General features: G+C 35.1%; 12 protein-coding genes. 1 reads left to right on the forward strand and 11 read right to left on the reverse strand.

Annotation, left to right across the window (positions count from 1 at the left end; all coding sequences use genetic code 11):
• From BUB96_RS04955 to BUB96_RS04965, 3 genes are all read right to left on the reverse strand, one after another.
• Window positions 1-263: helix-turn-helix domain-containing protein (locus tag BUB96_RS04955; protein WP_143274280.1), on the reverse strand; the 263-nt coding region annotated here is incomplete at its 3' end.
• 132 nt (window positions 264-395) lie between these two features.
• Window positions 396-2,057 carry a DAK2 domain-containing protein gene (locus BUB96_RS04960; protein WP_073297273.1) on the reverse strand — a complete coding sequence of 554 codons (1,662 nt, stop codon included), beginning with the start codon at window positions 2,055-2,057 and terminating at the stop codon, window positions 396-398.
• A gap of 39 nt (window positions 2,058-2,096) precedes the next feature.
• A complete protein-coding gene (locus BUB96_RS04965; RefSeq protein ID WP_073297277.1) occupies window positions 2,097-2,462 on the reverse strand; it encodes an Asp23/Gls24 family envelope stress response protein in 366 nt (121 codons plus the stop codon).
• A 686-nt stretch (window positions 2,463-3,148) separates the two neighbouring features.
• Between BUB96_RS04965 and rpmB the strand changes: the two genes are divergently transcribed.
• Entirely contained in the window at window positions 3,149-3,337 is a 189-nt protein-coding gene (gene rpmB / locus BUB96_RS04970; RefSeq protein WP_073297280.1) for a 50S ribosomal protein L28, read from the forward strand.
• 55 nt (window positions 3,338-3,392) lie between these two features.
• Here rpmB and BUB96_RS04975 read toward each other — a convergent pair whose 3' ends face one another.
• The 8 genes from BUB96_RS04975 to priA all read right to left on the reverse strand — a co-directional run bounded on the left by BUB96_RS04975 (window position 3,393) and on the right by priA (window position 13,408).
• Complete coding sequence (locus BUB96_RS04975; RefSeq protein ID WP_084136875.1) at window positions 3,393-4,043, reverse strand: thiamine diphosphokinase; 651 nt, start codon at window positions 4,041-4,043, stop codon at window positions 3,393-3,395.
• Window position 4,044: 1 nt separating this feature from the next.
• Window positions 4,045-4,698: a ribulose-phosphate 3-epimerase gene (gene rpe, locus BUB96_RS04980; RefSeq protein ID WP_073297283.1), complete on the reverse strand. Its 654-nt coding sequence runs from the start codon at window positions 4,696-4,698 to the stop codon at window positions 4,045-4,047.
• Between the two features lie 30 nt (window positions 4,699-4,728).
• Entirely contained in the window at window positions 4,729-5,628 is a 900-nt protein-coding gene (gene rsgA, locus BUB96_RS10560) for a ribosome small subunit-dependent GTPase A (RefSeq protein ID WP_073297286.1), read from the reverse strand.
• A 21-nt stretch (window positions 5,629-5,649) separates the two neighbouring features.
• On the reverse strand, window positions 5,650-7,623 hold the full coding sequence (gene pknB / locus BUB96_RS04990) for a Stk1 family PASTA domain-containing Ser/Thr kinase (protein ID WP_073297290.1): 1,974 nt from the start codon (window positions 7,621-7,623) through the stop codon (window positions 5,650-5,652).
• Complete coding sequence (locus BUB96_RS04995) at window positions 7,620-8,387, reverse strand: Stp1/IreP family PP2C-type Ser/Thr phosphatase (RefSeq protein ID WP_073297295.1); 768 nt, start codon at window positions 8,385-8,387, stop codon at window positions 7,620-7,622. Before BUB96_RS04995 ends, pknB begins: the two co-directional genes overlap by 4 nt.
• A 97-nt stretch (window positions 8,388-8,484) precedes the next feature.
• The gene (gene rsmB, locus BUB96_RS05000) at window positions 8,485-9,843 is read right to left on the reverse strand and encodes a 16S rRNA (cytosine(967)-C(5))-methyltransferase RsmB (RefSeq protein WP_073297298.1); all 1,359 of its coding nucleotides are present in this window, start codon (window positions 9,841-9,843) and stop codon (window positions 8,485-8,487) included.
• Between the two features lie 156 nt (window positions 9,844-9,999).
• Entirely contained in the window at window positions 10,000-10,941 is a 942-nt protein-coding gene (gene fmt, locus BUB96_RS05005) for a methionyl-tRNA formyltransferase (protein WP_073297301.1), read from the reverse strand.
• 46 nt (window positions 10,942-10,987) lie between these two features.
• Complete coding sequence (gene priA / locus BUB96_RS05010; RefSeq protein WP_073297304.1) at window positions 10,988-13,408, reverse strand: primosomal protein N'; 2,421 nt, start codon at window positions 13,406-13,408, stop codon at window positions 10,988-10,990.
• Window positions 13,409-13,446: the final 38 nt, after the last annotated feature.

The raw sequence follows: 13,446 nt of genomic DNA on the forward strand, positions 1-13,446 counted from the left end.
TCTAAATAAACATCTTCATGAAGACTTGCAGAATAAACTTCCTCATAATAAGTATAGGTTTTCCCATTCTGTATCTGTTTACGTTTTTGAGTAAACGACCCTTTTTTAATCGCATTATTAATCGTTTGAGGGCTACGGCCAAGCAAACGAGCAATCGCCCTATTTGAGCGATTTTCTGCCTTATAACCTTCAATCTTATCCATTTCACTTTTTGTAAGGTGTGTTCCTTTGTGTGGTTTTGTGTTAGTATTATTTTGGGTCATGTGAATTCTCCTTATATTGGTTAGTGGTATATTCAATATAACATGAATTTCACATGACTTTTTTATTTTAGGTGACTAACTTCATTATACAATCTTCACTTTGTTTTAAACTCATCATTTAGCGAGTTTTACTTATTCTACTGAAATTAATAATGGATAGACGGGCTGTCCACCTTCATGTATCTCAACTTCAATATCTGGGTAAAGTTCTGCTAATTGTTCCATTAATGAATGAACCAATTGTTCTGAACTATTTTCTCCATATAATAAGGTGATTATTTCACTATCTTCAGTAATCATTTTTTTAATGGTTTCTAAGCTGGCTGTTTCTAAATCATTGTTGGTCACTTCTATATCGCCATCAATTAAGCCCATGTAATCATCTTTTTTAATCTTTAAACCGTTAATTTCTGTATCACGAATTGCAAATGTTATTTGCCCAGAAGTTACATATTGTATCTCTTCTGACATTAATTCTTGAATCTCTTCCAATTCCATATCTGGATTGAAAGCTAGCATGGCATTTATTCCTTGCTGAATCGTTCGTGTTTCAACAACAGCTGCATTTGCTTCTGAAACTTCCGTTGCTTGATTCGCTGCCATAAAGATATTGCTGTTATTTGGTAATAAAATGTAATTTTTAGCAGGAACTTTTTCCATGGCCTCCAAGAAATCTTGAGTACTCGGATTCATTGTTTGACCACCTTCAATTACATAATCAACACCCATGCTTTCAAACAAATCTTTAATTCCAGAGCCTGCTGCTACCGAGATAACTGAGACCTCTTTTTCAGTCGTTTTTTCTGTACTTGGTGCTTCTGAATGATCGAGTGCTGCATGTTGTTCTCGCATATTGTCTACTTTAATATGAATGAGTGTTCCAAATTTTTGACCATAATTCATAACTTCTCCTGGTCTTTCAGTATGCACGTGCACCTTTACAATTTCTTCATCCGCAATGACTAATAAAGAATCTCCTAGTTCACTCAAATGATTACGGAATTCATCATAATCAAATTCACTGTCTACTGTTTTTCCTTTACCTAGACGAACCATGATCTCTGTACAAAAGCCAAACTCAATGTCTTCCGCGCTCATAGCGTCATGCACCGCTCCGCGGTGATGTTCTGCTCGAACAAGTTCATCTAAATCTGGTTCTTCGACTACTTGAATTTCTTCACCTGTTAAAGATGATAAGAAGCCTTCATAGACATAAACTAATCCTTGACCCCCACTATCCACTACCCCTACTTCTTTAAGTACTGGCAATAATTCCGGTGTATGATCTAATGAGACTTTAGCAGCAGCAAGGATTTCTTCCATTACTTCAATAATATCTTCTGTGGTTTGAGCTTTATTTTTCCCTGCTTCGGCTGATTCTCGAGCAACAGTTAATATAGTTCCTTCCACAGGTTTCATAATTGCTTTATAGGCTGAATCTACACCTGCTTGGAAAGCTTGTGCAAATTCAATTGTATTAATTTCTGCTTTTGATTCAATTGATCGACTAAAACCTCTAAATAATTGAGATAATATAACGCCTGAGTTTCCTCGTGCGCCCATTAATAATCCTTTAGATAATGTTTGACCTATTTTACCTATTTCAGTATCTGAATTTTCTTTTACAGCTTTTGCTCCACTTGAAAAAGTAAGATTCATATTTGTTCCTGTATCTCCATCTGGTACGGGGAATACATTTAATGAATTTACATATTCAGCATTTTGGGCTAAATGCGATTGGCCAGCTACTATCATATCTTTAAAATCTTTACCCGTTAATTTCGATAATTCCATTGTCTTTCCTCCCTGTGTCACAATCAAACTGTGACCCGACTAATCATCATTTTGTACACGTACACCATGTACAAAAATATTTACTGCGTCTGCTTGAACGCCTAGACTAGCCTCTAACTGATAGCTAACTCGCTCTTGTACATTTTTTGATACTTCTGAAATTTTTGTGCCATAACTTACGATGATGTAGACACCAATGACTACACCCTCTTGTTCTTGATCAACAACTATTCCTTTTGCATAATTTTCTCTATTTAATATCTCGTTTAATCCATCTCTTACTTGGTGTTTACTTGCCATACCTACCACTCCAGGTATTTCTGTTGCAGCTCCACCAACAACTGTTGCAATAACGTCATTAGAGATTTCTATGGTTCCATGTTCATTATTTACCGTAACGGACATAATGTGTTCTCCTCTCCGTTCGTTGTAATATTTTTTATTAGTTCTAACAAATTATTTCATACTTTAACAATATTAACTAAAAACATGAAAATTATCAACATGAATCCACCATTAGACATGGCTAAAGGTTGATCTATTCATGTTGTAATAGTTTTTTTAATTTACTTCTAATCAAACTAAACAAATTTCTCAATCGTTCATTATGTTGTCTTAATCTGTTTAATTGCTAAGACGACTTGATATTACCTTATTTACTGTAGAATATCAATATACAAGTAATTATTCTGCTTAATCATTGGAGAGCTTTTCACACACTTAATAATATTTTGTGCGCGGAGGAATGCAGGTGAAGTGGTTAGCACACCCATAATAGTATTTTGTGTGTGATGGAAGTGTTAGCGCCCACTTTATAGATTTTTTTTGTGGTAGAAGTGATCAGCGCACACTTAATCGTATTTTATGTGTGGTGGAAGTATTAGCACTCACTTTATAGATTTTTGTGCGTGATAGAAGTGACCAGTACTCACTAACTGTCGTTTATTCTATATTAAAAGTGGGTCCACTCAGCTGTCACTAATAATAATCGCTGAATAAATTTATTTTTTTCTTGTTTTTTAAAAAATATTATGGTATTGTATTGAAGTATGAAAATAGTCATTTTGACTGTTTGCAAAGGAGGAAATACGATGGCTAAAGAATGCTACTTTACAGGACGTACAGCAAGCAGAGGAAATAATCGTTCATTCGCACTTAATTCTTCAAGACGTTCTTTTAAACCAAACTTACAAAAAGTTCGTGTACTAGTTGATGGTAAACCTAAACGTGTTTGGGTTTCTGCTAGAGCACTTAAATCTGGAAAAGTTCAAAGAGTCTAATTTGAATAAAAATAAACGTTGGGTTTACTTTTTAGTAAATCCAACGTTTATTTTTTTATTCTGTTTTATCTCGACTTTGGACGGCTGCAATGATCCCTTTTTTAAAGGCTAAAGACGCTTGCTTATTTAGAAATTCATTACTAATTAACGCTAAAGGCTGATCAAAATCTTCTTCTATTAATTCATATTTCACTTCTTTAAGAGTAAGACCTTCTACTTCAGTCATTAAGATGTAGGATAAATAATCCATTTGTTTGATTTTATCTATTGTATACTCTCCTGGCAAAAAGTATTCAATGACATTATTTGTGGCTATATATTTTAATTTTGGGATGAGTGTCTCAAATCTTTTTTGTAATACAATCATCAAAATACTATATAAGTGATCAATTCGACCCCCATACCAATTGTAGACATAGATATTCTTTGCATCAAAATGATTTAAAGCATATTCAAAAGCAAGTTCCGCATCTGTATCGTCTTTATCTGTCGGAAAATTTAAAACTTTCGCTTTGCTCTGTTCAATCATCTTTTTTTCATGCAGAGAGACTGAATCAAAATCTCCTAATGCCACATCTATTTTCAGATTTTCTTCTATCGCTAGTAAAGCTCCGCGATCAACCCCTATTACAATTCCTTCCGTTTTGATTAAAGGACGAATCTCTTCTGTTTTTGGTGCTCCTAATATAATATGGATATCCTTCATATTAATTCACCAATTTTTTTAAGGTTTGAATTTGATCTTCAGGCGATGCTGCACCAAAAATGTTAGATCCGGCAACAAATACATCTGCACCCGCTTCATGGCAAATTTGAATGGTCTCATTATTAATACCGCCATCCACTTGAATAAGAAAGTCAAGGTCGTGTTCACGACGATAATTGGCTAGTTGTTCAATTTTTTGAACCATTTCAGAAATGAATTTTTGGCCGCCTGCACCTGGGTTAACCGTCATTACTAGAACTAAATCTACAATGGGTAGAACAGGTTCAATAAATGAAACAGGGGTGCCAGGATTTATAACGACTCCAGGATAGGCACCTTGTTTTTTAATGTCTTGCATGACCCGATGAAGGTGTTTGGTTGTTTCCGCATGGACAGTGATCCCTGTAGCCCCCGCTTCAATAAATTTAGTGATTATTTTTTCAGGTTCTTCCACCATCAAATGTACATCGAGTGGCAGATCTGTGATTTTTTTAGCTGCTGCAACAACATTCGAACCGAACGTAATATCAGAAACAAAATGCCCGTCCATAATATCGATATGGATCCAATCAGCTTCACTTTGGTCAAGCATTTGGATATCTTCGCCTAATTTTTTTATGTCGGCACTTAAAATCGATGGTGCTATTTTCCCCATTCTATTCCACAACTTTCTATTCATAATTTATTAGTACATTGGTTTTCGGTTTTGAATCTCGATTAATATTTGCAGATAATTTTCGTAACGTGATTTTGCAACTTCACCCGTTTCTAGCGCATCTTTTACTGCACATTTTGGTTCATTCTGGTGCAAACAGCCTCTAAATTTACAGTTAGGACTTAATTTTCTCATTTCTGGAAAACAATCGGATAGCTCTTCTTTTTCAATATCTGGAAAACTTAAAGCACTGAAACCTGGTGTATCTGCAAACAATCCACCGAGTAAAGGTAACAACTCGACATGTCTTGTAGTGTGTTTTCCTCGGCCAAGTGATTTAGAGGTTTCGGCTGTTATTAGATTAAACGCAGGATTTAAGAAATTTAATAAAGTTGATTTTCCTGCACCTGACTGACCAATGAATACGGCTAGCTTATTCTCAAAATAATTAGTAAAGATTTTTTTTATTTCTTCTTTTAAATTTTCTGTCTCAGCTACATTTAGAGTAATAAATGGATAACCAATTTTTTCATAAACTGCTTTATATTGTTCAATTTCTTCCACAGTTTCTTCGTCCGCTATATCTAGTTTAGATACATATATAATAGGATCAATATGTTTATATTCAAGCATAATCAAAAAGCGATCAAGTAATTGGACTGAAAAATTAGGACCCGTAACAGATGCCACAATAACGCCAATATCTACGTTTGCAATTGGAGGACGCACCAATTCATTTTTTCTTGGTTTAACTTCAACAAGTGTTCCCTCAGTTTGATTTTCACTTTCAAACTTCACATAGTCTCCTACTAAGGGAGTAATTCCTTTTTTCCTAAAAACACCGCGTGCTCTTGTTTGGTAGACGACATCCTTTTCATCTGTAATGTAATAAAATCCACTTAATGCTTTTGTAATTTGCCCTTCTCGCAAAACATCTCCTCTTTCTTTTAATTATTCTGGTTCTGGAGTCACGACTTTTTTAATAATTTGCTCGTCATCTCTTTCTATTCGATATTCAGCAGATTCGCCTTCTTCGATGATAAAGCTTAATTTACGTGAAGTATCTTCTTGTATCGTAAATTCTTCATATACTGTGTCAATATCATTTTCATAATCACCAATATAAATTTTTATTTTATTTGGCAAAAGTTCTGGTTCTTCGTCTTCTTCATCGTCTTGGGATTCTGCAAAATTCTCTTCATAAGGGATTGAGACTTCTTCTGAAAAAGAAACGGTTTTAGCTTCTTCAGGTCCTGTAGAAAATACCACCTTGATTCGTTCTCCAATATATAAAGAAGTATCTTTTTCTGGTTCTTGTCGGATCACTTGATCAACTGGAATCGTATCGGAGGCTTCTTCACTAGTAGATAAATATAAACCATTTTCATCTACATATTTATCCACTTCTTCTCGAGAAAAACCCGATAAATCAATCATGAAAATTTCGCGTCTACCAGAACTTACAGTAAAAGTAATCGTTGTTTCACTAGGAACCACTTCTTCTCCAGAATCAATATCTTGCTCAATGATTGACCCTTCTGGAACAGTTTCGCTGGTCGCTGTTTCACTTTCAACCTCAAAGCCTAACTCATCTAACTCAGCACGAACTTCTTCATAGCTCTTTCCAACATAATCTTTGATTTTAAAGGTTTCTTCTCCTAAACTTACATATAAGTCAACTTCTGACCCTTCTAAAACGCTAGCTTCTATATCTGGATTTACGCGGAATACAATCCCTTCTTCATAGTCATCATTGGGGCGAGTAATAATTTCTCCCACTTCTAAAGAGTTCTCTTCTAAAAGTTTAACTGCTTCTTCTTGTTCAAGACCTACAAGTTCTTTCGGTATAATGACTTGGACGGGTTTAGATAATAAATAGGCAACGAACACAACCACCAAGATAACCGGAAGGAGTAACCACCACCAACGTCGTTTTTTCTTTGGTTTAGAAGTCTCTTTTTCTTCTTCTTTTGATAAGTTAATGGTTTCATCACTAATCGGAGAAGCTGCCATAGCCTCAGAACTTGCATTCAGGGCACTTGCATCAAGAACTAATGTATCTTCTTCAATTTCAGCAGGAGGTTCAAATCTTTCTTCACCTCTTCGAGAAGGAGATAATACAGTCTTTAAGTCTTCTTTCATTTCACCTACTGTTGCATAGCGGTGCCTAGGCTCTTTAGCCGTTGCTTTTAAAACAACATTTTCTAAAGGTTGAGGAATTCGAGAATCAAATTCATGCAAGGAAGGAATTGGTGTTTGAAAATGTTTTAAGGCAATAGAAACCGCGGATTCTCCTTGGAAGGGAACAGTTCCCGTCAATAATTCATACAAAACAATCCCTAAAGAATAAATATCCGATTGTTTAGTCACCACATTTCCTCTAGCTTGTTCCGGAGAAATATACTGAACAGATCCTAACAAGGAATTGGTCTGTGTAATAGAGTTTTGAGAGAGGGCTACTGCAATCCCAAAATCTGTTATTTTTACATTCCCGTTTTTATCAATTAGGATATTATGAGGTTTTATATCTCGGTGAATTACATCATTTTTGTGTGCATATTCAATCGCATCCAATATCTGCTCCATGATGTTAATTACCTTTTTATAAGGAATCGGATGGTTTTCCCGGATGTATTGTTTCAGATCCATTCCATCCACATATTCCATTACAATGTACGGTCGATCTCCTTCTCCTACATCGTAAATGGTTACTATGTTTGGGTGGGTTAATTCTGTAGTAGATAAAGCTTCCCTTTGGAAACGTCGTAAGCTATCTTTATCGTTTTGAAAATCTAATGAAATCATTTTAACAGCAACTTCTCGTTCAAGAATCAAATCCATTGCTAGATATACATTAGCCATTCCACCGGAGCCAATTTTTTCAATTATCTTATAACGTCCGCTCACACGTTCACCTTGGTTCATTTGTCTTCACCTACCTTATGATCTGGCGTCATGTTTACATCAATTAAACTGACGGTTATATTATCAGATCCTTCATTTTCTATTGCTTTATTCACGAGCATTTCTGATTTTTGGTCTAATGATAGATCAGTTTGTTTTAAAATTTCTAACATTTCTGTCTCACTAACTGCATTGGATAGACCATCTGAATTAAGCATAATAACATCTACTTTATTGATTAATCGTTTAAAGAAATCAACATCCACTTGCCCCTCAACACCTAACGATCGTGTCAAAGCATTTCGATTATAATGGGTTAAGGCTTCTAAGTCTGTTAAAGCCCCTTTTCGCTGCAGTTCAGAAACAAAAGAATGGTCTTCTGTGACCAATTCAATTTGATTATTAAAATAAGTATACGCACGGCTATCCCCAATATTAGAAAACAGTACGTTTTCTTTCAAAATAACGCTCGCCACTAAAGTCGTACCCATTCCTTCTAAATCCGAATACGTACTAGCTGCTTCATAAATTCGAGCATTTTCTTTGTTAATTTTTTCTTTTAACCAATTTTGAACAAGGTACGTGTCTTGAGAAGAAAAATCTGTTCCTTCCCATCCGTTTCCTATCTGAGAAACTGCCATTTCGCTTGCAATATCTCCCGCCTGATGTCCTCCTAGCCCATCACATAATACGGCTAACAATAAACCAGACTGGTTAAAAAACACACCTGCGTAATCTTGGTTATCTTTTCTTTTTCCTTGGTGAGTTTTTAAACTATACTTCATATATCCACCTCAACGATTCTAAACATTTATTTATAACAAGTATCTAACATTTTTCAAAAAAAGACAAGGTTATCTAAAGAAGCTCTAACTTCATGTCTTATTGTTTCTTTAATCGACAAATAAAAAAACCATCCGTACCATATTGATGTGGATAAATGGTCAATGAGCCATCTTTACTTACTTGCAATTCGCTTTCTGGTAACTCAACTTTTGCTCTGGAAAATTCTTTGTTTTTTTCTAAAAATTGACGAACAACTTCTTGATTTTCTTCTTGGGTAATTGTACACGTTGAATAAATAAGCTCTCCACCCAATTTTAATGTTTTACTTGCCTCATTCAATATTTCAAGTTGTAACTTTTGTAAAGATAAAATATCTTGTTTTGTTTTATTGTAACGGATTTCTGGTCGGCGTCGCATTAATCCCAGCCCGGAACAAGGCGCATCAATTAAAATACGATCGAAAGTTTCGGGCTTAAATTCATTTAAAACCTGACGCGCATCTAAATGTTTGGCCTCTACAACTTCTTTTACCTTTAGTCTTTTGGCATTATCTTTGATTAAATTTATTTTATGTTCATGAATATCTAAGGCGACAATTTTTCCACCTTCTTCTTTATCCAAAAAACTAGTTGCTATATGCATTGTTTTCCCGCCTGGAGCTGCACAAGCATCTAAAACATAATGGGAAGGTTTAACATTTAAGGCAGGAGCAACCAGCATGGAACTTTCATCTTGAACCGCTAAATACCCCTCCTTGAATAAACGAGATTCTATAGGGACTCCTTTTTCTACTATAATACCATAAGGAGAGATCGTACTTTCTGTAACGTCAAATCCTTCTTCTTTTAATTCGTCAATAGCTGCTTCTCGTGAAATTTTACGAAGGTTTACTCGTAAACTGAGTTTCGGGCGTTCACTGAATGACTTAGCGAATGCTTCAGCTTCTTTTTCGCCGTGTTGTTTGATAAATTCATCAATTAACCATTGTGGAAGGCTATATTGAATACTCAACCGCTTATTAAGCGGTTGTAAATGGGTAGTTTCACGCACGCCTTTTCTTTGAATGTTTCTTAAAACACCATTTACTAATCCTACAATACCGCGATGTCCTTTAACTCGTGCGATATTAGCTGCTTCATTAATAATGGCATGATCAGGAATTCGATCTAAAAATTCCATTTGATATAATGAAAGACGAAGAAGTTGTCTTACCCAATGGGCTAATTTCTTTTGTTTCTTCAAAAAAGGTTCCAATTGGTAATCTAATAACATCCTTCTCTGTAATACGCCATAAACCAACTCTGTGAGTAAATTTGCTTCTTCTTTAGACAGTTCCTGATTATTAATCACTTCACGCAATAAAAGATTACTGTATGCATTTTCTTGTTCAATTTTTTCTAAAATTTCGACAGCTAAATATCGACTACTCTGTAGAATTTCTTTCTTTTTTGCCAATTTAGCACCTACCTATATATTATGGGTGATATTTTCAGACAACAACATCACTAGTATATTAACTTAAACATTTAAAATCAATGTACATTCTGCATTTGAATGTTTTCAATGAATTTAGTGAACGAATTTAGAAATTACTCAATCATTATATTTATCTTATACTGTAAAATGGTCATCAAGTTCTAAATCTGTACCAATTAAATAATCGTCAATTCCCATTCTCTTCTTTCCAGCAGGTTGGACTTCTTTAAGAGACAATACAGTTTGTTCACCACAGGCAACATATAAGTGCTCTTTATCTATTTTTATAATAGTTCCTGGGTCTTTAGAGGTTCCTTGATTAATCACTTCAGAATCCCAAACTTTAAATCGAGTCTCTTCAATTAATGTATAAGCTCCTGGGGCTGGTCGCAAGGCTCGAATTAGATTATATATTTCCTTTGCTGTTTGTTCCCAGTCAATTTTCTCTTGTTCTTTAGAAATCATTGGAGAAAAAGAAACTTTTGATTCGTCTTGTTTAATAGATGCATTTTCACGCGCAAATATTTTAGGTAAAGTGTCCATTAATAAATCTCGACCAAGCAGACTTAATTTTTCAAATAAGGTTCCTGTATCGTCTTCTTTTGTAATTGGAATTTCTCTTTGCGCAATAATATCTCCCGCATCCATTACTTTTTCCATATACATAATCGTAACTCCTGTAACATCATCCCCTTTTAAAACGGCATAATGAATAGGAGCTGCTCCTCTATACTTTGGTAATAGTGAAGCATGAACATTAATTGCACGGTAAGTTGGGATATTTAATAACTTAGTCGGTACATATTGCCCATAGGCTGCCGTAATGAGCAGATCAGGTTCCATCTCTACTATTTGTTGCATTTCGGAAGACCCTGATAACTTTTCAGGTTGTAATACTGGGATTTCATGTTCAGTCGCTAATTTTTTTACTGGAGAAGGTGTAAGGATTTGTTTGCGTCCTACTTTACGATCAGGCTGCGTGACCACCGCTACAATTTCAATGGTTTCTTCTTCAATTAAAGCTTGTAAAATAGGCACTGAAAAACTAGGTGTTCCCATAAAAATAACTTTTCGCATGATTGAATAACTCCTTGCTTTGCTTTTAATCTTATTCTTTTTCAACTTATAAAAACTGATTTGGTTGTGGATCAATCTTTATCGTTAGACCTTGTGCTTGTTCTTTTTGTGTACTGTTCAATAATTTATGCAGACCTTCATTCAAACCTTTTTCATTTTTATATTTAATAATTAACTGAAAATGATATTTATTGTGCGTTCTTGCGACAAACCTTGGTGTGGGCCCTAAAATAATAGCTTGTTCACTTAGATAAGGGTTAATAAACTCAGCCACTTGTTGAATTCTTTTCGCTGCGGTTACTTCATTTTCATGACTAACTTGAATACTTGTTAAAAAGTAATAAGGACTATAGTCACTCAAATGGCGGTATTTCATTTCTCTTAAATAAAAAGTGGCATAATCATGATTTTGGGCCAGTTGAATCGCATAGTGTTCTGGATTATAAGTTTGAATAACGACATCACCATTTATTTCTCCACGGCCAGCTCGTCCACTAACTTGCGTTAATAGTTGGAAAGTTTTTTCTGCAGAGCGAAAATCTGGCAAACCTAATGCCGTGTCCGCATTTAAGACCCCTACAAAAGTGACGTTTGGAAAGTCTAGTCCTTTTGCGATCATTTGGGTTCCTAATAAAATATCGGCTTCTTGATTTCCAAATTTTTGTAACAGTCGTTCGTGTGCTCCCTTTCGGCGGGTAGTGTCTACGTCCATACGAATAATATTCGCTTCTGGCAGTAATTTATTTAATTCTTCTTCTATTTTTTGTGTACCTGTTCCAAAATAACGTATTTTAGAACTATGACAAGAAGGACAAATTTTAGGAATCGCTTCTTCGTGGCCACAATAATGACATTTCATTGAATGAGTATCCATATGCAAGGTTTGTGAAATATCACAATTCGGGCATTTCAATACAAAACCACAATCTCGACACATTAGAAAAGAAGAATATCCGCGGCGATTTAACATCAGTACAGACTGTTCTTTATTGGCTAATCGTTTAACTAAAGCTTCTTTTAACGGCTTTGAAAATAAAGAAGAATTTCCTTCTTTCATTTCTTCCCGCATATCAATGATTTCTACACTGGGTAAAGCTTGACGATTGACTCGTTCCTTGAGCTCTAGTAACGTATAGACTTCTTTAGAAGCACGCGCTCTAGATTCTAATGATGGGGTCGCACTTCCTAACACCACTGGGCAATGGTGTTCTTTCGCTCGCCAAATTGCGACATCACGTGCGTGATATCTTGGAGAATCTGATTGTTTATATGTTGTTTCGTGCTCTTCATCAATAATAATAATTCCAATATTCTCTAGAGGAGCAAATACACTAGAACGAGCACCTACTACGACTTTGGCTTCGCCTTTTTCTATTTTTCGCCATTCATCATATTTTTCACCATCAGAAAGACCACTGTGTAAAACAGCAACAAGTTCGCCAAATCTTCCTTTGAATCGATGAACCATTTGCGGAGTTAAAGCTATTTCAGGAACTAATACGAGTGCACCTTGATCTTTTTCTAGTACTTCTGCAATAGATTGAAGATATACCTCCGTTTTCCCACTGCCTGTAACACCTTCTAGTAAAAATACTTCATGTTTGTCTTTTTGAATCGTGCCATTAATTTTATCGTAAGCAACTTGTTGTTCTTGATTTAACTTTAGAGGTTCCGTATGCTGAAAATCTGATTTTTCATAGGGATCTCGATAGACTTCAACTTCTTTTACCTCACACCAACCTTCCTCAACTCCTCGATTAATGACTGGCGTGTCTATTTCATAAGTATGCTTTAATGTTTTTTGTTCTATTTTTTCATCGTCGGCTAGTAGAAGGAGTCGTTCAATCAATTGTTTTTGTCGATGGGCTCTATTACTGATTTTGTCATAAATCTCTTTCAATTGATTGATTGGTAATTTCCGATAAATAACTTTTTTTGTTTTCTTATTAGCTTTATCATCTACCAAATAATTGACTTCAATTTTTCCTTCTTTTTTAAGTTTTAACATTTTGCTTGTTAAGTCTCTTTCTTCAACATCTTCCCAGCTTAACCAATTCTTTCCTTGAAAGATATCAAATAATTCGCTGTCTGCTATTTCTTTATCCATTAACTTTACTATTTTTTGATAGCGAGCTCTTAAAACAGCCGGTAACATGGTCTGATAACAACTAATACGGAAACTATAGGTTGTTTGAGCCATCCATTCCCCCAAATGAATCAATTCTTGGTTCAAGACCGGCTCTAAATCCATCAGTTCTAAAATTTCTTTCAATTCTCCATCAAAGCTCTGTTCATCTTTAAGTTTTGTAATAAAGCCTTGTACCCGACGATCTCCTTTTCCAAAAGGAACAATCACGCGCATCCCAATGGTGATATCTTCTTGAAATTTTTTAGGAATTTTAAATTCATAAGGGATATTTGTTTGAAGTGTTGGAACATCTACAATTACATCCGCAATCTCTTGCACGATTTTCTTCCTTTCCGTTAAATCTTTTCTTGAATTAA

The organism is Atopostipes suicloacalis DSM 15692 (assembly GCF_900129085.1).
Classification (GTDB): domain Bacteria; phylum Bacillota; class Bacilli; order Lactobacillales; family Carnobacteriaceae_A; genus Atopostipes; species Atopostipes suicloacalis.